We start from the raw sequence: 23,897 nt of genomic DNA, 5'->3' as shown, positions 1-23,897 counted from the left end.
CGAGCTTCCCTCATTCTGTTTTCCCTAACTCAATTCGAATTTCTTCCGATGTTGGACATGTATAAACGAGACATGACATTGGACTTTTATGGTGCATTGCTCGTTGAATTTCAATCTGAGACAGTCCGGCCTTCCTACAACGATAGCCATATGCATGACGGTGTCCATGCTCCGTTGTACCGAGCTCCTTTCTGCATTCAAGCCCAATTTTCTCAACTGCCAACTTATGTTTCCGTTGAAAGTTCTTTAATGTCTCAGGCGCACCTCTTGAATTCGTAAACGCAAATGGATGAGGGTCACCTTCTGAAGGCTCGACGCGCTGATATTTTAGATAATTGACCCAAACCTTTAGAAATTCCTCGGCTTTCTCTGCTGGATTAAAAATAACTTCGAAAAAGTTGCTCCTACTAGTCAAAAGAGGTCCTTTCCAACCCGAGTAAAGTCTCTCTGATAGTCTATACTTTGTTCGCGGTAGATAGCGAGTTGTCGACATTAAATAAGTCGCTCTATTGTCAAACTTTGGATCTGGTGACCTCCCATACTCGGGATGATAGACCCTTACTAATGCTTCACTTTCTCTATTCGGATTTAATGTAATATCTGAAACGAACAAATGAAACAATTCACTTTTACGTAAACCACCAAAGTTCATCAACATGGTCATCGCTATCAACTTATAATCTTGCTGTCCCTTTTTAACAAAACCAACTTGCAAGAACTTCTCAATTTCTGAGTCAGGAAATTTAATCGCTTTCTCCTGATCAACCTTAGGGGCAATAATTCCATTAATTTCTCGAACTCTTTGGTTCTCAATGTAAACATTATTTTTTTTATATAGATGATTTAAAAAGACATTCGCTTGCTTTTGATAATAAGCGCACCAATTTAATCGCTCTTCATAGCAGGAAGCCTTTCTAAAAGGATTCACTCGAGAACTTTCATATCCGTCTTGAGACGCAAGATAATCAGTATACTTCGTTATGTGATATAAAATATTATTTGCATCCGCGATATTTCTAGCCTTCCAATAAAGGTCAAGAGGGTCATTTAGAGTTTCAAAATTAATCGTTCCGGTTACTAGGGCATTAGAAAACGAGCGTAGCAACTCAGTGGCTTTATCAAATGATTTCACTGAATTAATGTAAGTAAGGAGCAAGCCTAGAGAGAATAAAGAGCGCTCTTTCCAAGATTCACTTTTATGTTGATGTAACGCAAGATATCGCAGGTGGGAGATAATAAGCCCTTTCTCACAATAAAGCCCAGGGAGATTTATCATCGCTCCTGTATCATTATCTATGTATTTTATATTTATTTTCTGTGTATATGGCATTGACCAGCTTGCATAATAATTAGTACATAGTATGTATCCGTTACTTAACGGTATATGAAAAGAACTTCGAGGTAAATATAAAATCGCTAGCTCAATAGTATATTTTTCACAGGGGTTATTATACATATATCGAAAAAAACAGTTGCGAGAAATGGATCGCCGCATTCGTTATTTACAAAAACGGACCAGTGAGTTTCAAGTCGTTGAGCATCGACCTAGCGATCCTTCTCGCGTATTTTTTTCTGCTTGGGTTGAAGTAGAAGATGAAGCTGAAACTACGAAAACATTTCGTTTAGTGGGATCCGACGAGTTTGACTTCGATCCTCAATACATTAGTATTGACTCACCACTCGCTCGCGCGTTGATAAAAAAACAAGTCGATGATGAAATTATTGTACATACACCGGCTGGCGATAAAGCCTATTATATTAATAAAGTTTGGTACCAATAATCGATGAAACTGACCACACCTCGCATTGCATTGATTGCAACCCTGACCTATTCGCTATCACTGTTTGCTGAATTAGATGACCAACAAGAATACATTGAAATCGGCGCCGGTCTGTCAACCGTTCGAGTACCGCACTATGCGGGCAGTGATGAATACCGCACACTGGCCGTTCCCTTTCCCTATATTGTCTATGAGAGTCGTAAAGTATCATTAAACCGCGACGGCCTGCGCCGCCATCTATTTTATAGCGACACCTGGGACGTCGATTTAAGTTTTGCAGTGCGCTTTCCCGTCGGTGATGAAAACCAAGCGCGCGAAAACATGCCAGAACTTGACTGGGTTGGCCTAGGTGGACCCTCGATTAACTACAAATTGATTAATGATGATGACCAACGACTCACCTTCGTTTTCCCAATTCATGGCGCAATCGTGACTGATTTTAGTTATGTCGACAGCATCGGCTGGGAAGCCGCACCTGGAATCAAGTGGGAAACATTATGGGAAAATGAAGACGTTCGATGGCGTACATTGATGTCAGCCAATATGTATTATGGCAGTGAAGACTTTAACGCTTATTACTACACTGTTGCGCCTGAATTTGCCAATGCACAACGCACCGCTTATCAAGCTACGGCTGGCAGAGCAGGTTATCAAGCAACCTTTGGTATGACTCGACGAGAAGGTAACTTTTGGTTCGGAGCGTTTGCTCGGTATCGATCGGTTAACAACGCCGTATTTGAAGACTCGCCGTTGGTGACCGCACAAGATAACATTTATGTTGGACTGGCCTTCGCCTACATTTTAAGTCGAGAGCAACTCGGTGACTAACCGTTTCGTCACCGAGGTATTTACCCTTTCTCTCTAATAAGGTTATTCGCCTTTTTGCTCGATTTTAGCCCAGCTGTCTCGAAGCGTGACCGTGCGATTAAAAACCAGTCGATCTTCTTTGCAGTCGTAGCGATCAGAACAAAAATACCCTTCTCGCTCAAACTGGAAACGTGTTTCTGGTGCAACATTCTGCAAACTTTTTTCAACTCGAGCATTGGTCAAAACGGTCAAAGACTCTTGGTTGATCGCATGCACAAAGTCGGCTTCAGAGCCCGGGTTTGGAATATTAAATAACCGATCATACAAACGAATTTCAGCGGGAAGCGAGTGCGAAACAGAGACCCAATGAATAACACCTTTTGGCTTACGACCTTCAGGGTTTTTACCTAAGGTTTCAGGATCATAGGTGCAATGAATTTCAGTGATATTGCCTGCATCGTCTTTAACGACTTCATTGGCTTGAATAACATAGCTGTTTCTAAGTCGAACTTCTTTTCCAAGTACCAAGCGCTTGTATTTTTTATTGGCCTCTTCACGGAAATCAGCACGATCGATGTACACCTCGCGAGTCATAAACAAGGTACGAGTGCCCATATCGTGTTGAGGGTGATTAGGAGCGCTTAACTCTTCTACCTGATCTTCAGGGTAATTCGTAATGATCACCTTAATGGGATCAAGCACAGCCATGGCGCGCTGAGCATGACGATCTAAGTCTTCTCTAACACAGTTTTCTAGCACGCCCATTTCTGTCGTGTTGACTTTTTTCGTCACACCGACTCGATCGCACATATCGCGAATGGCGGCAGCGGTAAAGCCACGTCGTCGCATTCCCGAAATAGTCGGCATCCGAGGATCATCCCAACCATCAACATGACCATCGGTCACTAGCTGATTTAATTTGCGTTTACTGGTTACAGTATGTTCCAAATTCAAACGCGAAAACTCAATTTGCTGAGGGTGACATTCGATGGAAATATTATCAAGAACCCAGTCGTATAATGGACGATGGTCTTCAAATTCTAATGTGCACAACGAATGCGTAATGCCTTCTAAGGCGTCTGAAATGCAATGCGTAAAGTCGTACATTGGATAAATACACCAAGCGTCACCGGTGCGATGATGATCTTGATGCTTGATACGATAGATCACCGGATCACGCATGTTGATATTTGGTGACTGCATATCAATTTTTGCACGCAAACACATAGCACCGTCAGCAAACTCTCCCGCACGCATGCGTTTAAACAAACTCAAGTTCTCTGCCGCGCTACGTTCACGATGCGGGCTATTTTTACCAGGAATTTCAAAGGTGCCGCGATACTCTCGAATTTGCTCCGGGGTGAGCTCATCGACATAGGCTAAGCCCTTTTCAATTAACTCACAGGCGTAGTCAAATAATTGCTCAAAATAATCTGACGCATGACGAATCTCACCGTTCCAATTGAATCCTAACCAGCGCACATCTTCTTCAATCGCTTGGGCATAGGCCGCTTCTTCTTTGGCTGGATTCGTATCATCAAATCGCAGATTGCAGGTTCCCTGATAGTCTTGAGCGACTCCGAAATTCAAGCAAATAGATTTTGCATGCCCAACGTGTAAATAACCGTTCGGCTCAGGCGGAAAACGAGTCGCTACTTGCTGGTGTTTCCCTTCAGCCAAGTCACGATCGATAATTTGCCGGATAAAGTTTTTCGGTTTCTCGGGTGTTTCACTCATTGATACAAACCTGCATAGTTTAAATAAGAATTCATTGGTATACCGATAGGCATGTTGCCGATTCAGGCACACACCTATCGCCACAAGCCGCATTTTACTATAGAAAGTCGGCTATCGGCAGTCACCTTTTAGGCGTTTTACTGGATTATTTTCTGAAAATCATCGCTTCAAGCGGTATTTTACCGCTCACGAAGCGACTCGAGATTACTGATCGTCAGAAGAGAAAACAAATCGGCTAATAAGCTCTTCAATATCGAGAGACGACTCGGTTTGCTCAAACTGGTCACCGGGCTGCAATATTTCTTCTTCACCGCCAATCGATACTTTGATGTATTTATCACCGATAATTCCCGATGTACGAATAGAAGCGACCGAGTCAGTTGATAATTCAATGCCATCTGGAACTTCCATGGTCACGACCGCCTGGAAGCGTTCTCGATCAAACTCAATACGTTTGACTCGACCGACTTTTACTCCCGACATTTCAACCGCCGCCCCTTCTTTTAAACCAGAAACAGAGTCAAATCGGCCAACCAGTTCGTAGTAACCCTGTTGTTCAAACAAACCGATGTCTCCCATGCGTATCGCCATGTAACTGATCGCTACCACACCGCTTAGCACAAATAGGCCAACAAAGAATTCGAGTTTCAGTTTATTCATTCCATCACACCATAAACGCAGAAATTAAATAGTCAGCAAACAACACCATAACCGAGGCCATGACCACCGCTTGCGTTGTGACTCGACTAACACCTTCAGCACCAAATGCCCCTTGTTTGTTGAGGTGTAAGAGAAAGCCCTTACCGGTCGAGACCCATACAATGATTAAGGCGAATACAATCGACTTAATTAAGCCCATGTTCAACTCATGCCAACCAATTGAGCCGTTCATACTTTGAATGTAAGCACCGCTTGGTACGTCAAACATCACTACACTAGCAATGTACCCGCCAAAGATTCCCACCATGTCAGCAATCGCCACAAGAATGGGAACCGAGATTAAGGTCGCCCAAAACTTAGGCACCATTAAAAACTTATAAGGATCAATGGCCATGCATTCGAGTGCGTCAAGTTGCTCATCGCTACGCATAATGCCGACTTCAGCGCACATCGCAGAACCCGCGCGACCAATGACTAGCAAAGCAGTAAACACCGGCCCCATTTCAGTAATCATGCTTAACGCGACTACGCTTCCCAATCGATCCGTTACGCCAAACTGTTCAAATTCAAAGTACAATCGGAGCCCAAGCACCAAACCTACGGTTAAACTTGCCAGCACAATAACGAACGTCGATTTAGCGCCTATGAAATGTAATTGTTGCAGCACCGATGAGTAACGAAACGGAGGAGATACCATTCGTCGTAACACTTGCAAAAGAAAAATGGTTAAGTGCCCGACATGCTCTAGGTTATCAATGGTTCTTTCACCAATGCGCTGAATACTAGCGATCATATCGATGACCTCGATGGGGACGCGCGGCTTGTACGCGAGTGAGCATTTCTAAATATTCTTCCGGATCGACGGCCGCTCTAGAGGCTCGACGATTTAACAGATTCTGGACTTGCTGGTTATCCGACTGCTTCACTTCATCGACCGTACCGCAAATCACCATTTTGCCTTGATCCAGTACCGTTAATCGATCGGCTATTCGTAAAGCACTGTCCAGTTCATGAGTAACCACCACAATGGTCATATCCATCGCTTTTTTCAGCTCAAGTATGTGCTCATCGAGTTCTGCCGCGACCACAGGATCAAGACCCGCTGAGGGTTCATCAAAAAATAACAAATGAGGATCCATTACCACGGCGCGAGCTAATGCAGCACGCTTAACCATTCCGCCGGACAGTTCAGACGGCATGAGTGAATCAAAACCGGACAAGTTCATCATATCGAGCTTCATTCGACTCATGATTCTGATGGTATTTTCATCTAAGTTGGTATGTTCTTTAAGTGGGAGCTGAACATTATCAATCAGCGACAAGTTGCCAAACAGAGCCCCGCCCTGAAAGGCCACGCCAATTTGCCTGCGCAACCGATACAGCTCGTTCTGCTTTGCCTTAGAAACATTGGTTCCGAGAATATTAACTTCACCATTGGTTGGACGATTTAAGCCAAGCATGGTTCTTAGCAATGTACTTTTGCCCGAGCCACTAGCGCCCATGATCACCATGATTTCACCACGGCGCACCGAAAAATCCAGTTGATCTAAGATCAATCGCTCACCATAGTGGGTGCTTAATTGATTAACACTGATGACAGTTTCGTTGTTATCCACCAAATTACCCATTCGTTCGATATTCTCAGTATTCTAGCGACTAAACAAAGCCTTGCCTATGTCGAAAATCAAATCCTTGGGATTCTTTTGTTACTGAGTGAAACAACTATTTTTTTACTGGTTTCAAGTGGTTAAGTTTCAGCGCTGGAAATTGACTGTTTTTTGTTCTATTCATTAAAGTACATCCATCACTTTGGTGGCACCATGAAGTCTTCAAATTATCTGCGACAAGCCAAACGCCGTAATCATCGCCATCACGAGCCGAAAGACTCTAACTGGCAAGATAAAGTTGTTGGCAAGTACCAACTTACTTTGATTCTTGGGATAAACCGAGCGCAGCTCGACCGTTGGTTAAAAGAAGGGCTTCCGGTGATTGCTCAAGGCCATTTGAGTAAAGATTGGGAGTTTGATCTGGTTGCCGTCAAAGCGTGGATTGACACCCAAGGTTATCCAAGAGACTAACCCATCGCTCACAACGGCTTGGGTTAAATAATTTTTGGGTTAAATCATCTTTAGGTTAAGCCATCTTTAGGTTAAACCGTCGTCGAGCTAAATTCTACTTGAGTTAATAAAGACTCACTCATCGCCCGACACTCCGAGAATGGAACTAGGCGCCCCATCGCCTTGCACAATAATTATCTCCACCCGTCGATTGCGTGCTCGTCCAGCAGCGGTATCATTCGTATCTAATGGTCGCGTATCAGCGTAACCGGTTATCACAAAGCGATCTCGAACGAGTTCAGGATCTTTCAGTAATTCTCTTACCACACTCCCAGCTCGACCGCCCGAGAGCTCCCAGTTAGAGCGAAAACGTTCGGTTTCTATCGGTAAATTATCGGTATGTCCAGCGACCCGAATCTCACCTTCGGTTTGTTTTAAGATAGTACCAATTTTTGAAAGCACACCGATAAAACCCGGTTCTATCAAGTCAGAGCCCGAAGCAAAAGAACCGCTCTCTCGAATTCGAATGACGACCAGGTTATCTTTGGCTAAGAGCTCAATTTGCCCAGAGTCGAGTTGTTCCGACATCATCGCGGCAATGTCTCTGGCTAACTGCTCGGCGGCAGCCGACACTTCAGCTTGTTTCTCCCCTTGACCTTGATTGCTTGAATCGCCTTGACCTTTGTCTTTGAAGTCTCCTTCACCTTGTTCAGGATCCTTCTCAACGGGTTCATCGAATTCCAAAGACTCTTTAGTGATCTCCACTGTGTGTTGCATGATGGCTTCGATCATCGTGGGCGTCGGCTTGCCCGGTGAAAATTCTTGAGCAATGACACTGGTACCTTTGGGGATGTCTTTCACCTCGACTTTATTTTGCACGCCGAAGGCATACTTCATAGAACCAGCAATTTGCTTGAACTTAAGGACGTCCATTTCGGAGAAGGCCAATAACAAAACGAAAAAGCACATCAACAGTGCCATTAAGTCGGCAAATGTCCCCATATAATCAGGTAACCCTTCCGGGGGGCATTTACATTCTTCTTCATCACTCACAGGTTATTCCTCGGCACTCGGTCGCTTGCCTTCGGCGAGGTAGCCCATCAGAACTTGCTCGATTACGCGAGGATTTTGTCCGGCTTGAATGCCTAATAGGCCGTCAATCATCAATTTTCGAGCCAGTTTTTCTTCGGTATCTCGCAACCCCAATTTATCAGCAATCGGTGTCGCCATCATGTTCGCCATCATGGCCCCGTATAAAGTCGTCAACAAGGCAACCGCCATGGCTGGCCCAATCGACTTGGGATCATCCATATTACCGAGCATGGCAACCAATCCAATTAAGGTTCCAATCATACCCATTGCTGGGGCAACGCCCGCTAAGCTCTTAAATACCTTAGCCCCAACCTCGTGCCGCTGTGATGCCATTGAGACGTCTTTCTCGAGTATCGACTTGACCACTTCTCCGTCGTGGCCATCAACTAATAAGCCCACCCCCTTCTTGAGAAACGGGTCTTCAATTTCTGCCCCCTCAAGTGATAATAAACCGCCTTTGCGCGACAAGTCGGCCAGCTCTACAATTTTAGCAATAATCGCCTGATAGTCTGGCGACTTAAACATAATGGTTTTCATGCCCGCTTTTGCGGCGCCAATAAAATCATTGAGTGGATATTGTCCAAGCACCACCAAGTGCGATCCAATGACGACCACCAAAATTGAGGGTACATCAATGAATTGACCGAAGCCGCCCGCCAAAATCATCGACAAAGCGACAATACCAACGGCACCGAATAAACCAATGAGAGTTGCGATATCCAAAGGACAGTTTTCCTACCAATACGTTTAGCGCTATACCAAAAGGTTAGCTAGTTTTGCTCAAGTTTCAATTAGGCAGTTGAATAATATGATTTTTTTTAATATTTAAAAGCGATTTGCTCACATTCTAACCAAACATATTTCCCTCGCCTAGTGGTTTTATTTGCAGCCAATTTAAGCGAAAATGCAGGATTGATTCGTGAGAGTGCATTATGAGCAAACAACCTTCAAAAACAAGTTTTGAATCTCAGCTTGCTGAGCTTGAGTCCATTGTTGAAAAAATGGAGCAAGGCGATCTGCCTCTCGAAGAAGCGCTTAAGCAGTTTGAAAAAGGCGTCAGTCTAACGAAAAACTGTCAGTCGTTGCTCGAAAATGCCCGACAGCGCATTCAAGTTCTTTCTCAAGATCAGCAGCTGCAAGACTTCAGTGTTGCAGAAGATGGCGCTGACTACTCGGCAGAATAAATTGAGAGTCGCCACGTCTATGACATTTTTAGAGTTCTGCGCTGAACATCGAGAGCGTGTCGAGCAGCGCTTAAGTCGAGCCATACCACGAGACGATATTCCTCCGACTCGACTGCATTCGGCCATGCACTACAGCGTCTTGAATCCGGGGAAACGTACACGTCCGTTATTAGTGTACGCCACTGGAGCGATGATGGGGGCGCATCCGGAATCGCTCGATGCGCCAGCGCAAGCCGTCGAACTGATTCATGCCTACTCGTTGATTCACGACGATTTACCCTGTATGGACGACGACGAACTAAGACGAGGCCTGCCAACCTGTCATATTCAATTTGATGAGGCGACCGCCGTATTAGCCGGTGATGCTTTGCAAACGCTGGCTTTCGAAGTGCTCTTACAAGCCGAATCAGACATTAAACCAGCGGCGTTATTAAGAATGCTCAAGCAATTAACCCATGCCTCCGGCTCACTTGGTATGGGCGGTGGTCAAGCAATTGATCTTGCAGCAACCGGGCAAGTATTATCGCTGCAACAACTTGAGACCATGCATTTAATGAAAACGGGCGCGTTAATTGAAGCGAGCGTGCTACTGGGCTACTGGGCGAGTGGCCGTCAAGACGCCAGTGAAGAACTCGCATTGAAACAATACAGCCGCGCTATCGGCCTCGCTTTTCAAATTCGCGATGATATTCTCGATATTGAAAGCGACACAGCAACATTGGGGAAACCCCAAGGATCGGATCTCGCAGCCAATAAAGCAACCTACCCAGCACTTCTGGGTCTTGACGGCGCTAAACAACATGCAAAAAATCAACATGCGTTAGCGTTAGAAGCCTTAAACGAGTTGCCGTATAATAGTTTGCTTTTACAGCAATTTGCCCAACATATTGTCGAGCGGGATCGCTAATCAGTGCGATTGTGCCACCAGGAGTTGTTATCCCGAAATGAACGCTAAACTCAGTCATTATCCTCTTTTGGCGGCTATCGCATCGCCCGAAGACTTGCGGCAATTAGACGCTTCACAACTACCGCAAGTTGCTAAAGAGGTGCGTCAGTACTTGATTGATACCATCAGTCGTTGTGGTGGTCATTTTGCGGCAGGACTGGGTACGGTAGAGTTAACCGTTGCTCTGCACTACTTATTCGACACACCGAAAGATCGCATTGTTTGGGATGTTGGGCATCAAGCTTATCCGCATAAAGTACTGACCGGTCGCCGCGATCGTTTAGAAACTATTCGTCAAACCGATGGGCTTCATCCTTTTCCTGTTCGCAGCGAAAGTGAATACGATACTTTTGGTGTAGGACACTCAAGTACCTCGATCAGTGCTGCATTAGGCATGGCCATTGCAGCGAAACAGAAAGGTGACGAGCGACAAGCTATTGCCGTTATTGGCGATGGCGCAATGACCGCGGGCATGGCTTTTGAGGCGATGAACCATGCCGCTGACGTCGATGCCAACTTACTGGTCATTTTGAACGACAATGATATGTCGATTTCTGAAAACGTCGGCGGTTTAAACAATTATCTGGCTAAGATTTTGTCGGGTAAGTTTTACTCCACCATCAAACATGGCGGTAAAAAAGTTCTACAAAATATGCCGGCTATTTCGGAGTGGGCGCACCGAGTTGAAGAGCATATGAAAGGTATGATGTTACCTGGAACGCTGTTTGAAGAGCTCGGCTTTAACTATATTGGTCCCATCGATGGGCATAACCTTGACGCACTGTTAGACACACTTACCAATATGAAAGCGCTGAAAGGTCCGCAGTTTTTGCACATTGTAACTAAAAAAGGCAAAGGCTATACCCCAGCTGAAAACGATCCCATCGCTTACCACGGTGTGCCAATTTTTGACCCGAAAGATGACAAGCTACCCAAGGGCAAAAAGAAAATTACCTATTCAAACATTTTCGGTGAATTTCTTTGTGATATTGCCGAGAAGGATCCACGGGTTTTAGGTATCACACCAGCCATGCGCGAAGGCTCAGATATGATAGAGTTTTCACGTCAATATCGTGATCGCTACTTCGATGTTGGGATTGCCGAGCAACACTCGGTCACGCTCGCAGCAGGAATGGCCTGTGAAGGCATGAAACCCGTCGTCGCCATTTACTCATCATTTTTACAGCGAGCCTACGATCAACTCATTCATGATGTCGCGCTACAAAACCTTGATGTGTTATTTGCCATCGATCGTGGTGGACTTGTCGGTGGTGATGGAGCAACTCATCACGGAGCCTACGATTTAAGTTATCTGCGTTGCATACCCAACATGGTGATCATGGCCGCTGCCGATGAAAATGAATGCCGACAAATGCTTTACACAGGTTATCACTTTGAAGGGCCAGCGGCTGTGCGCTACCCTCGAGGAACCGGTCCTGGAGTGAGCATTGAAAAGAACTTCACTAAAATCCCGCTCGGTCAATCACGCACCATGCGCAGCAGCTCTTTAACCAGCGATGGCTCAACCAAAGATTCCGCGACCAATAAAAAGGTCGCCATCTTATCGTTTGGGGCATTGTTAGGTACTGCGCTAAAAGCTGCTGAAACCATCGATGCCAGCGTTATCGATATGCGTTTTATCAAGCCTCTTGATACTCAGGTTATCGATCAGCTGATCGCCGATGGGCACTCTATTTTAGTGACGCTTGAAGAGAACGCGGTACAAGGAGGCGCTGGCTCTGCAGTCAACGAATATTTAACCGAATGTCAGTTTAATGGACAAGTCATCAACTTAGGTATCCCTGATCGATTCATTGAACACGGCGATCCCAACGACCTCTTACAACGCTGTGGTTTAACCGCAGAGGCCATTTTAGATCGTATAAATGACCTTTAAACGCAGCGCGCTGACCGAACATTTTTTAACAGACTTGGTTGAAGAAGCTAAACAGCTACTTGGCCAAGGAAAAACCGCCGATTATATACCAGCGCTTGCGGCCATTGATCCCAATCAAATTGGCATCGCCGTGTGCTTTAACGATGGTGACATTGTGCAAGCCGGTGCTGCGCAGACGCCCTTTTCAATTCAGAGCATCAGTAAATTATTTACGCTGGTGCAAGCGCTAAAGCTCTACCAAGACGAGCTATGGCAAGGTATCGGTCGAGAACCCTCTGGCCATAGATTCAACTCAATGGTACAGCTAGAAACGGATCATGGCGTTCCTCGAAATCCTTTTATTAATGCTGGTGCTTTGGCCATTTGTGATCGCTTGCAATCACGATTATCAGCACCAACGTTTCAATTATTAGAGCTACTGCGCAAACTTGCTGACAATCCTGCGCTGCATGCAAACAACCAAGTCGCGCGCTCAGAATTAGCGCATGGTTCACGGAACGCTGCCATGGCTTATTTAATGAAAGCGTTTGGCAACTTTTCGAATCCAGTCGAGCAGGTTTTGCACAGCTATTGCCATCACTGTGCGATAGAAATGAGCTGTGTTGATTTAGCCAAAGCCAGTGTTTTTTTAGCCAACAAGGGCATTAGCTTTTCTGGTGAAGCGATTTTATCGGCGGATCAAACCACCCGTATTAATGCGCTAATGGCAACCTGCGGCTTGTATGATGCATCCGGTGAATTTGCTTACGAAGTAGGGTTGCCAGGTAAAAGCGGCGTCGGTGGCGGCATCGTTGCGGTTTATCCAGGACACTTTTCCGTATGTGCATGGAGCCCAGAGTTAAATCCCGTTGGTAACTCACTTATCAGTACTTGGTTACTCGAGCAACTGACTGATCGATTAGAAGTTTCTATTTATTAAAGCAGCATTTGTTCAAAATAATTAGACAATGCTTGCTTGAATTAGTGGCGCGAACCAATCGTTAAATGGTCGCCGTCTTGCTCAACTTTAAACTTGCCTAAAAAAGAATTTCCGAGAAGTACCTTACTCGGTTGGTTTCCAACAATAACGGAGCCTTCAACATTACTCAGTTCTAAGTCACCGATGCGAACACGTCGTAAGACCACGCGATAGGCATCTTCTATGCCTGACGCGGTTTCAACTTTCATCGGTTTGCCTATCGCTCGAAATGGAATACCGATGCGTTCTGCGGTTGTGTGATTCATCGCGACAATCGTGGCGCCTGTGTCGACCAAGAAGTGCACCTGAGTATTATTGATGGTACCGCGAACTCTAAACATGCCATCTTGTTCACGTACCAGTTTCAGACTTTTGTGCTCCTCGGGTGGCGTGATCGGCACCATCACATCAGGATCATCAAATCCGAGTGCACCCGATGACCCCATCGTTAACGTGTGTTGCTTACCATTATATTCAACCACTGCGCGGCGAGAATTGGCAGAAATGAGTTTGACACCTTCAGGAGAGGTTAACCCAACTTTTAAGGTATGTTGCTGGCCATTAATCGTCAGTATGGCCGTGTTTTTAAATAGGCCGCTAACATGAATTGATAAACCATCAACGGCCCATAGATAACTAAAGGAAAGCGCAATTACAACAGCTGATAAAAACTTGCGTAGTACCATAACAAGCCTCCAACCAGCGCTGCCATTAAGCCCGCAATAATGTCGTCGAGCATAATGCCTAATCCGCCTTTAACATGGCGATCCGCTAGCCCTATTGGGAAAGGTTTCACTATGTCAAAGAAACGAAACAAAATAAAGCCTATCACCACCGCTCGCCAATCTTTTGCCAAGGGCAACATTGCAATGAGATACCCGACAATTTCGTCCCAAACGATGCCCGGATGATCGTGTTTATGTAACGCTCGAGCGGTTTCGCCACATAAGAAAACTCCCACCGCCGTCATGACAATGATACAACTAACCAGAACCGCCCAGTGAAAGTCGGCTAGCCACCAAAACAACGGAACAGCAACCAAGGTTCCAAAAGTACCTGGCGCTTTTGGTGCTAGGCCTGAGCCGAAACCAAACGCCATCAAGTACACTGGGTGAGTAAGAATTTGTCGTTTTGAAAGTGCGTCAGACATGGTCAATCTCAAGCAGCGGCGAAATGATCAAAGCCTGCTTTGTTTAATTCAAGCTCTTCACCATCTTGTATCACACGAACGCCTTTTTTGCCGGTAATGCGTCCCACTTCATAACATGCAACGCCGACCGTTTCTAAGGCGGCTTGAACTTTGCGCAGGTCATCCTCAGGAACGGTAAAGCACAATTCGTAATCGTCGCCACCGGTCAATGCACAATCCATCACTCGCTCCGCTGAAGTCACTTGCTTCGCTGACTCAGAGATGGGAATTTGTTCGGTATAAATAACCGCACCAACATCACTGGCTTTGCAAATATGCCCTAAATCGGCCACTAAGCCATCGGAGATATCGATCGCCGCAGACGCGCGACTACGCAATGCGATTCCGGCGGCCACTCGTGCTTTCGGTCGATAATATTGATTCAATAAATAATCTCGAACATCACCATTGGCGGCTAATTTGTGCTGCGCGACTTTTAAACCAAGACACGCATCGCCTAATGGTCCAGTGACACACACGATATCACCAGCTTTCGCGCCACTGCGTTTTAGTGCCACGCTCGCAGGAACAAAACCATGAACTTGTAAGGTGATCGACAAAGGTCCCTTGGTCGTATCGCCGCCCACGACTTGCAATCCATAGTGATTCAAAAGTTCATGAAAACTATCACTAAACGCTTGCAACCACCCCATGTCGATTTTCGGAATGGATAAGGACAATGTTACCCACGCAGGCTCAGCTCCGGCGGCGGCTAGATCACTTAAATTCACGGCCATCGCTTTCGCAGCGACATCGGCAGCAGCGGTGTCATGTAAAAAGTGAACCCCTTCTACCAGCGTATCCATCGACACCGCTAAACTTTGCCCTTCGGGCACATTCAAAATAGCGCAGTCGTCACCAATACCTAACACCACGTCTTTTCGTTGTGGATTATCACGAACAAAAAAACGTTCAATTAAATTGAACTCAGAAAAAGTCATGGTTCCCCTTAGGTTCGAACTTCAAGTGGCCGCATGACTTTGGCCACCTTATCGAGCACTCCATTGACATATTTGTGACCATCCTCGGCGCCAAACACTTTAGCGAGCTCCAATGCTTCATTGATCACGACTTTGTAAGGAATATCCTGACGCTCTAATAATTCGAAAGCGGCGAGTCGCAACACCGCACGCTCAACCGGATCGATCTCTTCAACGTCACGATCGATGTAAGGCGTCAGTTGTTCATCTAGATTCGACAAATGAGTTAAAGTTCCGCGCAATAACGCTAAAAAGTATGGCACTTCAACTTTATTGGGGTTAATGGTTTCGATAAATTGATTTTCAATATCGGCCACCGCATTGCCCGACATTTGCCATTGGTAAATAGCTTGAACGGCATAATGACGAGCCTTACGGCGATGTGAAGGTTTAAACGCCATTAACTCATGCTCTCAAACAGATTAACCATTTCAATCGCAGTTGCTGCAGCTTCACCACCTTTGTTACCGGCCTTGGTTCCCGCTCGCTCAATGGCTTGCTCAATGCTATCGACGGTAAGAACACCAAAAGAAACGGGTACATCGGCATCTAACGACACTTGTGCTAAACCTTTGGTGCACTCACCAGCAACGTAATCAAAGTGCGGCGTTCCTCCGCGAATAACGGCACCAAGAGCAATGATTGCCTGATGCTGTTTTTTTGCGGCTATGCGCTTTGCAGCGATTGGCATTTCAAAGGCGCCTGGCACGCGGTAGATTTCAATATCGCCTTCTGCAACGCCATGCCGTTTTAAAGTATCTAAAGCGCCTTCAAGCAGGCTTTCAACCACAAAGCTATTGAACCGAGCCACTAAAATAGCGTATTTCGCTTTGGCTTTACCCGCCACCAATTGGCCTTCAAATGTTTTCATGTTCTATTCCTAATGATTTCTTAATAAGGTCAATGTAAAACTGAATTAACTTTCGCTGTCTTCGATGTATTCAACCACTTCGAGTTTAAACCCCGACAGCGCATGATATTTTTTCTCTGGACTCAACAGGCGCATCTTATGAATGCCCAAGTCCGCTAAAATTTGTGACCCAACGCCGACATTTCTTAATGCTGCACTCGCATCTTGGCGCGGTGACTCAATCCCTTGGTCTTCTTGTTGGTAGCGCTGTAGACGCGCGAGCAAAGAGTCATGCGTCTCTTGGTTATCTAACACGACCACCACGCCTTGCCCTTCTTTGGCGACTCGCTCTATGGCTCGATTGAGCGTCCAGCTGGATAATTTACCACGCTGTTTTTGCAATAAATCGGTCAATGCATTCGCAACATGCACACGTACCATCGTCGGCTCATCACCATTGATATCACCCTTTACTAAAGCGAAGTGGACACCGTGATCGATACTGTCTTGGTAAGTATGCAGCCTAAATTCACCGTAGGGTGTTGGCCATTGGCATTCACTTAATTTTTCAACGGTTTTTTCATTCAGGGTTCGATATTCAATTAAGTCGGCGATGGTGCCCATTTTTATATCGTGTTCTTTCGCGAACACTTCTAAATCAGGGCGGCGCGCCATGGTTCCGTCTTCGTTAAGAATTTCCACGATAACAGCAGCCGGCTCAAGACCTGCTAGGCGGGCCAAATCACACCCAGCTTCAGTGTGCCCAGCTCGACTTAATACGCCGCCGGGCTGCGCCATTAACGGAAATATGTGGCCAGGCTGCACCAAGTCGGATGGTTTTGCCTCGGCGGCCACGGCTGCCTGCACGGTTCGCGCTCGATCAGCGGCTGAAATTCCAGTGGTTACCCCTTCTGCGGCTTCAATAGAGGTGGTGAAAGCGGTAGAAAATTGTCCGCCATTCTGTTGCACCATCAGTGATAAGTTCAGCTGCTCACAGCGGGCTTTACTTAACGTTAAACAAATCAAACCGCGACCATAACGAGCCATAAAGTTTATGTCGTCAGGCCGAACCATCGATGCAGCCATAATCAGATCGCCTTCGTTCTCACGATCCTCGTCATCCATCAAGATCACCATTTTTCCCTGACGGATATCTTCAATAATGTCCGCGATATTGCTTAATGCCATACTGCTGCCGTTATTTAACCTGTGAGTGATACAAACTGATAGGGGTGTATTATATCAGTGATCGAGCATTTTACTGAATAAATCACCGCTTATTTGTGAAATCCGAACTCGGCCAATTTCTCAGCCGTTAACCTGCTGGTTGGCTCAGATGGTTGAAACATTAACAAACGCTCTAAATAGCGAGCAATTTGATCCACCTCTAAATTAACCTCTGTGCCCGCTTGGTAGCCTTCCATGATGGTTTCGGCCAAAGTATGAGGCACAATATTCAACTCAAATTGAATGCCATCGACACGGTTAACAGTCAAACTGATGCCATCGACGGTGATGGACCCTTTGTGCGCAATATAGCGGGCGAGATCCTGTGGCGCTTCAATGATAAAACGCCACGATCGGGCGTCTTGCCAACGCTTTTTCACCACGCCAATGCCATCCACATGACCACTGACTAAATGGCCACCCAGTCTTGAGGTTGGCGTTAATGCCTTTTCAAGATTAAGCGCTTGACCAGAACCATAGTTACGAAAGCCGGTTAGTCCGATCGTCTCTCCTGACACGTCAGCAACAAAGGTATCGGAATTCATATCAACGACGGTTAAACAAACACCGTTGCAGGCAATCGAGTCACCCAACGCCACATCGCTCATATCCAGCTTACCTACGGCGATAGTAAAGCGCTTATCACCCCCGATGTCTTGCACCGATTGAATTCGCCCAACGGCTTCAATGATTCCTGTAAACATACCTAGTTACCTCAATTAAATCACGATGAGCGAGACTCGTTGCCGACCTGATAGCGTAAACGCAAATCCTCACCTAGGTGGCGACAATCTAACAATTTTAACGGCTGAGCTTGTTCCATCTTATCCATTGGCCATTCCACTAGTGGTCGAGCAGTGCTCCCCATGATTTTCGCTGCCTGATAGATGACTAGCTCATCAACGAATCCCTGCTGCAATAAAACTCCCGCCAATCGACTACCGGCTTCAACCATCACGTCGTTGCACTGCGCATCCGCCAATTGCTTAAGAACGCCTCTGATCCCGACGGCTTCTGTCCAAGGCAGACGAGTCACATGACTTAAGTCTTGCTCTGTTAATGCCTTCTGGCTGTCTGTTACCCACCAGATTGGCGAGTCTATTCGAAAGAACTTTTGCGCCAAATTGGCCTGGCCTTGACGATCAATTAACACTCTGAGAGGCTGCCGAAACAGATCCCAATCAGGTTGATTGTCTAATTTATCCCACAACTCAGAGCGCACGTTAAGTGACGGATTATCGGCTAAAAAGGTACCGCTACCCGTCATAATGGCGTCGCTCGATGCTCGCATACGCTGAACATCTAACCGCGCTGCTGGACCAGTAATCCACTGGCTCTCACCACTTGCCATCGCCGTTCGACCGTCTAAGCTTTGGGCGAGTTTAACGGTGACTCTTGGTAAGTTCTGCGTCATCCGCTTAATAAACCCAGGATTGAGCGCTCTAGCCTCAGACTCCATTAAGCCGCTATCAACTTGCACGCCAGCGTCTTGAAGCAGCGCAAAGCCACCACCATCGACACGAGGATTTGGATCACGCATTGCACAAACGACGCGCGTCACACCTGCTTCGATAAGCGCTAAGGCACAAGGCCCGGTTTTACCCTGATGAGCACAGGGCTCCAGGGTCACATAAGCCGTGGCACCGCGAGCCGAATCATCTACCTGTCGAAGTGCTTCAATTTCTGCATGAGCTTGGCCAAAGACACGGTGATACCCTTCGCCAATAACTCGCTCATCCCGAGTTAGCACACAACCCACCCTAGGGTTTGGGCGAGCAAGGTAAACGCCTTTTTCTGCGAGTCGAAGCGCCCGCGCCATCATCGCCGAGTCAAAAGAAGAAAATAAGGTCATAGGGGTTAAGATCAGTTCGATGAATTAAGTTTGTTAATTTCGTCACTGAACTGTTTAACGTCTTCGAAGCGTCGATAGACCGAAGCAAACCTGACGTAAGCAACTTGGTCTAGCTCTCTCAAAGCTTCCATCACCAACTCACCTAACAGCTTGGCTTCAACTTCACGCTCTCCAGTCGCGCGCAAAGCACTCTTAATTTGAATAATCGCATGTTCTAAAGACTCAACACTGACTGGTCGCTTTTCAACCGCTCGCATGATACCTGCTCGAAGTTTGTCTTCATCAAAAGGTTGTCGCGAGCCATCGCTTTTTACCAGTCGCGGCATCACTAGCTCCGCGGCTTCGAACGTCGTAAAACGTTCGCCACAAGCCGAGCACTCTCGACGACGGCGTACTTGACCACCCTCACTCACTAAGCGAGAGTCGATGACTTTAGTATCTGAATGGGAACAAAATGGGCAATACATGATTCACCTCATTAATAGTCGCCGCTTAGTATACCCCATTGACGATTTACTGCATCTGTCAATGGGGATTTAAGCAACGAAATTCGGCGAATAGCGCTGATTACTGAGGGTAAACGGGAAACTTAGCGGTTAAATCAGCCACTTTTCCCTTAACACTTTCAATCACGTCAGCATTATTGATGTCATCAAGAATGTCACAAATCCAACCTGCGAGCTCAGTCACTTCTGCTTCTTTGAACCCTCGGGTGGTGATTGCTGGTGTACCTAAACGCAAACCACTGGTGACAAACGGCGAGCGAGGCTCGTTCGGAACGGTGTTTTTGTTCACAGTAATGTGCGCTTGCCCAAGGGCTGCCTCTGCATCTTTTCCTGTGATATCTTTATCAATTAAGTCAATCAAGAACAAATGGTTGTCAGTACCGCCAGATACAATTTTGTACCCTCGCTCCATAATCACTTTAACCATCGCTTGAGCATTTTTAACCACTTGCTGTTGCGTCGCTTTAAACTCGTCGCTGAGTGCTTCTTTAAAGGCGACCGCCTTCGCTGCGATCACGTGCATAAGCGGACCGCCTTGATTCCCTGGAAATACCGAAGAGTTGAACTTTTTCTCCAGCTCAGGATTCGCGCGAGCGATGATAATACCGCCACGTGGGCCAGCGAGTGTTTTATGCGTTGTCGAGGTAACAACATCGGCGTGAGGGACCGGATTGGGATAAAGGCCTGCGGCGATTAAGCCCGAAACATGCGCCATATCCACCATGAAATAAGCACCTACTTTGTCGGCAATCTCACGGAATTTACCCCAATCGATCACTCTTGAGTAAGCAGAAAAACCAGCAACGATCATTTGTGGTTTATGCTCCAGTGCTAAGGCTTCAACTTGTGCATAATCAATATAGCCTTCAGCGTTGACCGGGTATTGAACCGCATGATAAATCTTACCCGAGAAGTTCACTGGTGAGCCGTGCGTTAAGTGGCCGCCATCAGAAAGAGACATCCCTAATATGGTATCACCTGGCTTCAATAGAGCGCCAAAAACCGCGGCATTGGCCTGCGAGCCAGAGTGCGGTTGAACGTTGGCATAATCTGCGCCAAACAGCTGTTTTAGCCGGTCAATCGCAATATCTTCGGCCACATCGACGTATTCACAGCCACCGTAGTAACGTTTGTGAGGGTATCCTTCGGCGTATTTATTGGTCAGTACCGAGCCTTGCGCTGCCATGACTCGGGTACTGGTGTAATTTTCAGAAGCAATCAGTTCGATGTGCGCTTCTTGACGTGCGCGCTCATCTTCAATCGCTTTCCAAAGCTCCGGATCGTATTCTGCAATAGAAGTGGAATCGTGTAACATGCTCATGATTTACATCTCTCAGGTCGTTCGCAAATTTGGCCGTATTTTACCCAAAGGTCTCGACAATGTCGTGTGCTTATTCGAAATAATTACAAGCCTACACCCACTCATTGCCCTGCAGTCTAATTGTTGAATAATTGCTAAAATTGAGAACTGCCACCATTTTTTGAGTATATTACCAGTGTAATTGTTCTATTATTGAGAAGCTAAGATTGAATAACAAAAACCTGCAGTGTTAAGAAAATCCATGCAGTGTTAAAAATCATTACCTCTACAGGTGGTGTCAACCATCGAGTTATCAACTGGCCTGTCTGAATAGCGCGACTGGCGAACAATAAAGAAAGCATGACTATGGGCACTTACAATATTATTTATCGATTTCAACTCGCTGACAACGACATCGAAACGGTCGGCCTTCAACTCAATGAAGAAACGCTTCAATTGAAAGATGATTACGTTGCCAATACGCCTGAGTGGACCAAATTACGCTATAAACAATGCCCCAACTGCCCATTAAAACCGAGCGAGTCGCCCAATTGCCCAGCCGCCAAACACCTTGCTCGTTATACTAAAATGTTCGACAAGGTACAGTCGTTCGACTCAGTTAAACTCGTCGTTAAAACACCTCAGCGAATGACCTCACAAAAAACGACCGCCGAAAAAGCCATCAGTACCTTTATAGGTCTGGTCATGGCGACCAGCGGTTGTCCTCATACGGCGTACTTTCGACCTATGGCACGTTTTCATTTGCCTTTGGCGGATGAGCAAGAAACCATTTATCGAGCAGCCTCAATGTACTTACTGGCACAGTACTTCAGAGATAAAAATGATCAGCCCGCGGATTGGCACTTGCGAGGGCTGAAGAAAATATACAGCAACCTATCTTCTGTCAATCAAGGTATTGGAGCACGACTGCGAGAAGCGACCAAAACCGACTCGTCATTAAATGCGATTGTTAGCCTCGATATGTACACCAAAGTTATTCCCGATATGATTGAAGAATCGTTATTTGAATTTCAAAACTTTTTTGAAGTTTACTTAGATCTAAATAAAGACTTGATCGACTTGAAGTTTTAGATTTTTTAAAAAAATATTCATTGCCTATTCGTTCTCCTCTAGCGCTCGACAAGAACTTTCTTGTTGAGCACTAGAGGCATTGAGCTAGTCACCTTAAGCTGTGCTTCTATGCTCTCTCGACTGAGTCACTACGACCACAAACGCAAATAAAACTAAAAGCCGAAACAGGTTTCGTCACCTCTTCACGACTACTTATTATATTTATAAATTCTGCGAAACTTAAAACCAACTATCTATCTCATCATCGAGCTCTGATTTGCATGATTTTAATTGCTGATTAAATAGGTTTGATTTATTTTGAACTTTTTTGGCGACTTTCAACAACCAAGATTTACTGCGGTAGCTACCTCGACTGTATCCTCCTTGACCTTCGTGATAGGCTAGGTATTGGTTGTAAGCATCCCACTTAGAAACATTTAATCGTCGTTGTGTACGATGCGTGTACCAACCAATAAAACTAATTGCATCCGCAAAGTCATCTCTATCGGCGCCACCATCCACTTGATCTTGGTACTCTCCCCACACCTCGTCTTTCGCTTGAGCGAAACCATAGGCTGATGATTTGTAACCCCACGGAATAAAGCCAAGCACATAATCTCGAGGTGCTCGAGAATCGTGAATAAAGCGCGACTCTTGGTGCATAATCGCCATCATTACCCAAATAGGCGTTCCCCATTCTTCATTGGCATCGACCGCCGCTTCATACCAATCGGTTTCGCCGCGAAAAATTTCACAAATATTCTCGGTATTTCCTGGCCGATAAGTGGCACAACTGCTAGTGAGAAGAATTGAGACTAGAACCAAACTTATTTTAAAAAATCGAACCATAATTACTCACTTCTAATCTTGCTCAAGTCGACTACTGCAATAGTTGTTCTCGATTTGTACTGTCGCATGCTGAATTCCTAATTCATGCAAATGCAGATGCAATCGCTTTAGTAGCGAATCATATCCATCGAGTGATTTTACATTAACGTGTAATGACATTAACACTTCTTCTTCGTTCAAACTCCATGTGTGTACATGATGAATGCTCTCAATGTTTTCATCCAATTGGGCTAATTGATGTTTAATCGACTCTATATCTAAGTGCTTTGGAACGCCTTCTAACAAGATATGCAACGCATCTTTCACCAAATACACTCCGCTACGAACGATCAAAGCAGCAACGAGTAAAGACAACAAGGGGTCCATCCACATCCACTGATAAAAATAAATGGCTAACCCAGCAATGATAGCCACGACAGAGCCCAGCAAATCACTCAACACGTGTAACATGGCTCCGCGAATGTTTAAGTTATCTTTTTCTCCTGAGTGCAACATCCAAAAAGTCACAACATTCACCACAAATCCTATTGATGCGATGAGCAACATCATCGGAGCATCAACTTGGTGTGGCTCAACAAATCGTTCTACCGCTTCTTTGACAATCAATACCACAATAAATAGCAGTAATATTCCATTTACAAAGGCTGCGATGACTTGATAGCGTTTGTGCCCATAAGAATGTTCTCGATCGGGCGGACGGCGAGCGGCGACAAATGCTCCCCAAGCCATAGCTAAAGCAGCCGCATCGGTAAACATATGCCCGGCATCGGCTAATAATGCTAAGCTGCCAGAAACGATTCCTCCAACCGTTTCTACGATCATAAAGACAAAAATGATTAAGAAAGCAATACGCAGCGCTTTTTCGTTACTGTTATCAGCATGATTATGGGTATGCGCGTGTTGATGCCCATGTTGATGCGTTGCGTTCTCTGATTTTGAAGACTGACTCATAAT

At 45.8% G+C, this 23,897-nt stretch carries 27 protein-coding genes; 8 read left to right on the top strand and 19 right to left on the bottom strand.

Translation table 11 applies throughout. The features are described from left to right. Window positions 1–10 precede the first annotated feature (10 nt). A complete protein-coding gene (gmtY, locus tag Q9312_RS15825) occupies window positions 11–1,456 on the bottom strand; it encodes a gamma-mobile-trio recombinase GmtY (protein ID WP_309201834.1) in 1,446 nt (481 codons plus the stop codon). 25 nt (window positions 1,457–1,481) lie between these two features. Here gmtY and Q9312_RS15820 point away from each other — a divergent pair, with 25 nt between their 5' ends. Further along, a complete protein-coding gene (locus Q9312_RS15820) occupies window positions 1,482–1,781 on the top strand; it encodes a GreA/GreB family elongation factor (protein ID WP_309201833.1) in 300 nt (99 codons plus the stop codon). 3 nt (window positions 1,782–1,784) lie between these two features. Further along, the gene (locus Q9312_RS15815) at window positions 1,785–2,609 is read left to right on the top strand and encodes a MipA/OmpV family protein (RefSeq protein WP_309201832.1); all 825 of its coding nucleotides are present in this window, start codon (window positions 1,785–1,787) and stop codon (window positions 2,607–2,609) included. A gap of 42 nt (window positions 2,610–2,651) precedes the next feature. Here Q9312_RS15815 and Q9312_RS15810 read toward each other — a convergent pair whose 3' ends face one another. From Q9312_RS15810 to Q9312_RS15795, 4 genes are all read right to left on the bottom strand, one after another. Beyond that, window positions 2,652–4,325 carry a glutamine--tRNA ligase/YqeY domain fusion protein gene (locus Q9312_RS15810; RefSeq protein WP_309201831.1) on the bottom strand — a complete coding sequence of 558 codons (1,674 nt, stop codon included), beginning with the start codon at window positions 4,323–4,325 and terminating at the stop codon, window positions 2,652–2,654. Window positions 4,326–4,529: 204 nt separating this feature from the next. Beyond that, window positions 4,530–4,985 (bottom strand): outer membrane lipid asymmetry maintenance protein MlaD, encoded by a 456-nt coding sequence (gene mlaD / locus Q9312_RS15805; protein ID WP_309201830.1) that lies wholly within the window; start codon window positions 4,983–4,985, stop codon window positions 4,530–4,532. Window positions 4,986–4,989: 4 nt separating this feature from the next. Further along, complete coding sequence (locus Q9312_RS15800) at window positions 4,990–5,778, bottom strand: MlaE family ABC transporter permease (RefSeq protein ID WP_309201829.1); 789 nt, start codon at window positions 5,776–5,778, stop codon at window positions 4,990–4,992. Beyond that, a complete protein-coding gene (locus tag Q9312_RS15795) occupies window positions 5,768–6,613 on the bottom strand; it encodes an ABC transporter ATP-binding protein (protein ID WP_309201828.1) in 846 nt (281 codons plus the stop codon). Before Q9312_RS15795 ends, Q9312_RS15800 begins: the two co-directional genes overlap by 11 nt. 192 nt (window positions 6,614–6,805) lie before the next feature. On the opposite strand from Q9312_RS15795, the gene Q9312_RS15790 reads away from it, so the two are divergent. Next, window positions 6,806–7,063: a hypothetical protein gene (locus tag Q9312_RS15790; protein ID WP_309201827.1), complete on the top strand. Its 258-nt coding sequence runs from the start codon at window positions 6,806–6,808 to the stop codon at window positions 7,061–7,063. A gap of 114 nt (window positions 7,064–7,177) precedes the next feature. Here the strand turns inward: Q9312_RS15790 and Q9312_RS15785 are convergent, their stop codons facing one another. Together Q9312_RS15785 and pomA are read right to left on the bottom strand one after the other, a co-directional pair. After that, entirely contained in the window at window positions 7,178–8,095 is a 918-nt protein-coding gene (locus Q9312_RS15785; protein WP_309201826.1) for a flagellar motor protein MotB, read from the bottom strand. Window positions 8,096–8,098: 3 nt separating this feature from the next. After that, window positions 8,099–8,857, bottom strand: coding sequence for a flagellar motor protein PomA (gene pomA, locus Q9312_RS15780; protein ID WP_309201825.1), 759 nt, complete (start codon window positions 8,855–8,857; stop codon window positions 8,099–8,101). 209 nt (window positions 8,858–9,066) lie between these two features. On the opposite strand from pomA, the gene Q9312_RS15775 reads away from it, so the two are divergent. The 4 genes from Q9312_RS15775 to glsB are packed head-to-tail and all read left to right on the top strand — an operon-like array spanning window position 9,067 to window position 13,080. Beyond that, a complete protein-coding gene (locus Q9312_RS15775) occupies window positions 9,067–9,318 on the top strand; it encodes an exodeoxyribonuclease VII small subunit (protein ID WP_435408119.1) in 252 nt (83 codons plus the stop codon). A gap of 19 nt (window positions 9,319–9,337) precedes the next feature. Then, window positions 9,338–10,225, top strand: coding sequence for a (2E,6E)-farnesyl diphosphate synthase (gene ispA / locus Q9312_RS15770; protein WP_309201824.1), 888 nt, complete (start codon window positions 9,338–9,340; stop codon window positions 10,223–10,225). 37 nt (window positions 10,226–10,262) lie between these two features. Further along, the gene (gene dxs / locus Q9312_RS15765) at window positions 10,263–12,161 is read left to right on the top strand and encodes a 1-deoxy-D-xylulose-5-phosphate synthase (protein WP_309201823.1); all 1,899 of its coding nucleotides are present in this window, start codon (window positions 10,263–10,265) and stop codon (window positions 12,159–12,161) included. Beyond that, entirely contained in the window at window positions 12,151–13,080 is a 930-nt protein-coding gene (gene glsB, locus Q9312_RS15760) for a glutaminase B (protein ID WP_309201822.1), read from the top strand. Before dxs ends, glsB begins: the two co-directional genes overlap by 11 nt. 41 nt (window positions 13,081–13,121) lie before the next feature. On the opposite strand, the gene Q9312_RS15755 is transcribed toward glsB, so the two are convergent. The 10 genes from Q9312_RS15755 to glyA all read right to left on the bottom strand — a co-directional run bounded on the left by Q9312_RS15755 (window position 13,122) and on the right by glyA (window position 21,038). Continuing rightward, window positions 13,122–13,805: a retropepsin-like aspartic protease family protein gene (locus Q9312_RS15755; protein WP_309201821.1), complete on the bottom strand. Its 684-nt coding sequence runs from the start codon at window positions 13,803–13,805 to the stop codon at window positions 13,122–13,124. After that, a complete protein-coding gene (locus tag Q9312_RS15750) occupies window positions 13,772–14,269 on the bottom strand; it encodes a phosphatidylglycerophosphatase A family protein (protein WP_309201820.1) in 498 nt (165 codons plus the stop codon). The genes Q9312_RS15755 and Q9312_RS15750 overlap by 34 nt, the downstream gene beginning before the upstream one ends. Window positions 14,270–14,277: 8 nt before the next feature. After that, window positions 14,278–15,249, bottom strand: a complete 972-nt coding sequence (gene thiL, locus Q9312_RS15745) for a thiamine-phosphate kinase (RefSeq protein WP_309201819.1) — start codon at window positions 15,247–15,249, stop codon at window positions 14,278–14,280. 8 nt (window positions 15,250–15,257) lie between these two features. Beyond that, complete coding sequence (nusB, locus tag Q9312_RS15740; RefSeq protein ID WP_309201818.1) at window positions 15,258–15,689, bottom strand: transcription antitermination factor NusB; 432 nt, start codon at window positions 15,687–15,689, stop codon at window positions 15,258–15,260. Continuing rightward, window positions 15,689–16,159: a 6,7-dimethyl-8-ribityllumazine synthase gene (gene ribH / locus Q9312_RS15735; protein WP_309201817.1), complete on the bottom strand. Its 471-nt coding sequence runs from the start codon at window positions 16,157–16,159 to the stop codon at window positions 15,689–15,691. Before ribH ends, nusB begins: the two co-directional genes overlap by 1 nt. Window positions 16,160–16,204: 45 nt before the next feature. Beyond that, entirely contained in the window at window positions 16,205–17,326 is a 1,122-nt protein-coding gene (gene ribBA, locus Q9312_RS15730; protein WP_309201816.1) for a bifunctional 3,4-dihydroxy-2-butanone-4-phosphate synthase/GTP cyclohydrolase II, read from the bottom strand. An 89-nt stretch (window positions 17,327–17,415) separates the two neighbouring features. After that, entirely contained in the window at window positions 17,416–18,069 is a 654-nt protein-coding gene (locus Q9312_RS15725) for a riboflavin synthase (RefSeq protein WP_309201815.1), read from the bottom strand. 20 nt (window positions 18,070–18,089) lie between these two features. Further along, window positions 18,090–19,217: a bifunctional diaminohydroxyphosphoribosylaminopyrimidine deaminase/5-amino-6-(5-phosphoribosylamino)uracil reductase RibD gene (gene ribD / locus Q9312_RS15720; RefSeq protein ID WP_309201814.1), complete on the bottom strand. Its 1,128-nt coding sequence runs from the start codon at window positions 19,215–19,217 to the stop codon at window positions 18,090–18,092. Window positions 19,218–19,228: 11 nt separating this feature from the next. Then, window positions 19,229–19,684, bottom strand: a complete 456-nt coding sequence (gene nrdR, locus Q9312_RS15715; protein WP_309201813.1) for a transcriptional regulator NrdR — start codon at window positions 19,682–19,684, stop codon at window positions 19,229–19,231. Window positions 19,685–19,784: 100 nt separating this feature from the next. Continuing rightward, window positions 19,785–21,038, bottom strand: a complete 1,254-nt coding sequence (gene glyA / locus Q9312_RS15710; RefSeq protein ID WP_309204514.1) for a serine hydroxymethyltransferase — start codon at window positions 21,036–21,038, stop codon at window positions 19,785–19,787. Between the two features lie 351 nt (window positions 21,039–21,389). Between glyA and Q9312_RS15705 the strand changes: the two genes are divergently transcribed. Continuing rightward, window positions 21,390–22,115, top strand: coding sequence for a DUF6901 family protein (locus tag Q9312_RS15705; RefSeq protein WP_309201812.1), 726 nt, complete (start codon window positions 21,390–21,392; stop codon window positions 22,113–22,115). 219 nt (window positions 22,116–22,334) lie between these two features. Here the strand turns inward: Q9312_RS15705 and Q9312_RS15700 are convergent, their stop codons facing one another. Continuing rightward, window positions 22,335–22,943 (bottom strand): transglycosylase SLT domain-containing protein, encoded by a 609-nt coding sequence (locus Q9312_RS15700; RefSeq protein ID WP_309201811.1) that lies wholly within the window; start codon window positions 22,941–22,943, stop codon window positions 22,335–22,337. A 12-nt stretch (window positions 22,944–22,955) separates the two neighbouring features. Then, window positions 22,956–23,894, bottom strand: a complete 939-nt coding sequence (locus Q9312_RS15695; RefSeq protein WP_309201810.1) for a cation diffusion facilitator family transporter — start codon at window positions 23,892–23,894, stop codon at window positions 22,956–22,958. Window positions 23,895–23,897 lie beyond the last annotated feature (3 nt).

Source organism: Pleionea litopenaei (genome assembly GCF_031198435.1).
GTDB classification, from domain to species: Bacteria; Pseudomonadota; Gammaproteobacteria; order Enterobacterales; family Kangiellaceae; genus Pleionea; species Pleionea litopenaei.
The sequence above is the reverse complement of the archived record's forward strand: the minus strand, read 5'-3'. Positions and strand labels throughout refer to the sequence as shown.

What these genes read in the sequence shown, in the direction of transcription:
- gmtY (WP_309201834.1), bottom strand. Translation starts at nt 1,456, where the DNA reads ATGTATAATAACCCCTGTGAAAAATATACTATTGAGCTAGCGATTTTA.
- Q9312_RS15820 (WP_309201833.1), top strand. Translation starts at nt 1,482, where the DNA reads ATGGATCGCCGCATTCGTTATTTACAAAAACGGACCAGTGAGTTTCAA.
- Q9312_RS15815 (WP_309201832.1), top strand. Translation starts at nt 1,785, where the DNA reads ATGAAACTGACCACACCTCGCATTGCATTGATTGCAACCCTGACCTAT.
- Q9312_RS15810 (WP_309201831.1), bottom strand. Translation starts at nt 4,325, where the DNA reads ATGAGTGAAACACCCGAGAAACCGAAAAACTTTATCCGGCAAATTATC.
- mlaD (WP_309201830.1), bottom strand. Translation starts at nt 4,985, where the DNA reads ATGAATAAACTGAAACTCGAATTCTTTGTTGGCCTATTTGTGCTAAGC.
- Q9312_RS15800 (WP_309201829.1), bottom strand. Translation starts at nt 5,778, where the DNA reads ATGATCGCTAGTATTCAGCGCATTGGTGAAAGAACCATTGATAACCTA.
- Q9312_RS15795 (WP_309201828.1), bottom strand. Translation starts at nt 6,613, where the DNA reads ATGGGTAATTTGGTGGATAACAACGAAACTGTCATCAGTGTTAATCAA.
- Q9312_RS15790 (WP_309201827.1), top strand. Translation starts at nt 6,806, where the DNA reads ATGAAGTCTTCAAATTATCTGCGACAAGCCAAACGCCGTAATCATCGC.
- Q9312_RS15775 (WP_435408119.1), top strand. Translation starts at nt 9,067, where the DNA reads ATGAGCAAACAACCTTCAAAAACAAGTTTTGAATCTCAGCTTGCTGAG.
- ispA (WP_309201824.1), top strand. Translation starts at nt 9,338, where the DNA reads ATGACATTTTTAGAGTTCTGCGCTGAACATCGAGAGCGTGTCGAGCAG.
- dxs (WP_309201823.1), top strand. Translation starts at nt 10,263, where the DNA reads ATGAACGCTAAACTCAGTCATTATCCTCTTTTGGCGGCTATCGCATCG.
- glsB (WP_309201822.1), top strand. Translation starts at nt 12,151, where the DNA reads ATGACCTTTAAACGCAGCGCGCTGACCGAACATTTTTTAACAGACTTG.
- Q9312_RS15755 (WP_309201821.1), bottom strand. Translation starts at nt 13,805, where the DNA reads ATGGTACTACGCAAGTTTTTATCAGCTGTTGTAATTGCGCTTTCCTTT.
- Q9312_RS15750 (WP_309201820.1), bottom strand. Translation starts at nt 14,269, where the DNA reads ATGTCTGACGCACTTTCAAAACGACAAATTCTTACTCACCCAGTGTAC.
- thiL (WP_309201819.1), bottom strand. Translation starts at nt 15,249, where the DNA reads ATGACTTTTTCTGAGTTCAATTTAATTGAACGTTTTTTTGTTCGTGAT.
- nusB (WP_309201818.1), bottom strand. Translation starts at nt 15,689, where the DNA reads ATGGCGTTTAAACCTTCACATCGCCGTAAGGCTCGTCATTATGCCGTT.
- ribH (WP_309201817.1), bottom strand. Translation starts at nt 16,159, where the DNA reads ATGAAAACATTTGAAGGCCAATTGGTGGCGGGTAAAGCCAAAGCGAAA.
- ribBA (WP_309201816.1), bottom strand. Translation starts at nt 17,326, where the DNA reads ATGGCATTAAGCAATATCGCGGACATTATTGAAGATATCCGTCAGGGA.
- Q9312_RS15725 (WP_309201815.1), bottom strand. Translation starts at nt 18,069, where the DNA reads ATGTTTACAGGAATCATTGAAGCCGTTGGGCGAATTCAATCGGTGCAA.
- ribD (WP_309201814.1), bottom strand. Translation starts at nt 19,217, where the DNA reads ATGACCTTATTTTCTTCTTTTGACTCGGCGATGATGGCGCGGGCGCTT.
- nrdR (WP_309201813.1), bottom strand. Translation starts at nt 19,684, where the DNA reads ATGTATTGCCCATTTTGTTCCCATTCAGATACTAAAGTCATCGACTCT.
- glyA (WP_309204514.1), bottom strand. Translation starts at nt 21,038, where the DNA reads ATGTTACACGATTCCACTTCTATTGCAGAATACGATCCGGAGCTTTGG.
- Q9312_RS15705 (WP_309201812.1), top strand. Translation starts at nt 21,390, where the DNA reads ATGGGCACTTACAATATTATTTATCGATTTCAACTCGCTGACAACGAC.
- Q9312_RS15700 (WP_309201811.1), bottom strand. Translation starts at nt 22,943, where the DNA reads ATGGTTCGATTTTTTAAAATAAGTTTGGTTCTAGTCTCAATTCTTCTC.
- Q9312_RS15695 (WP_309201810.1), bottom strand. Translation starts at nt 23,894, where the DNA reads ATGAGTCAGTCTTCAAAATCAGAGAACGCAACGCATCAACATGGGCAT.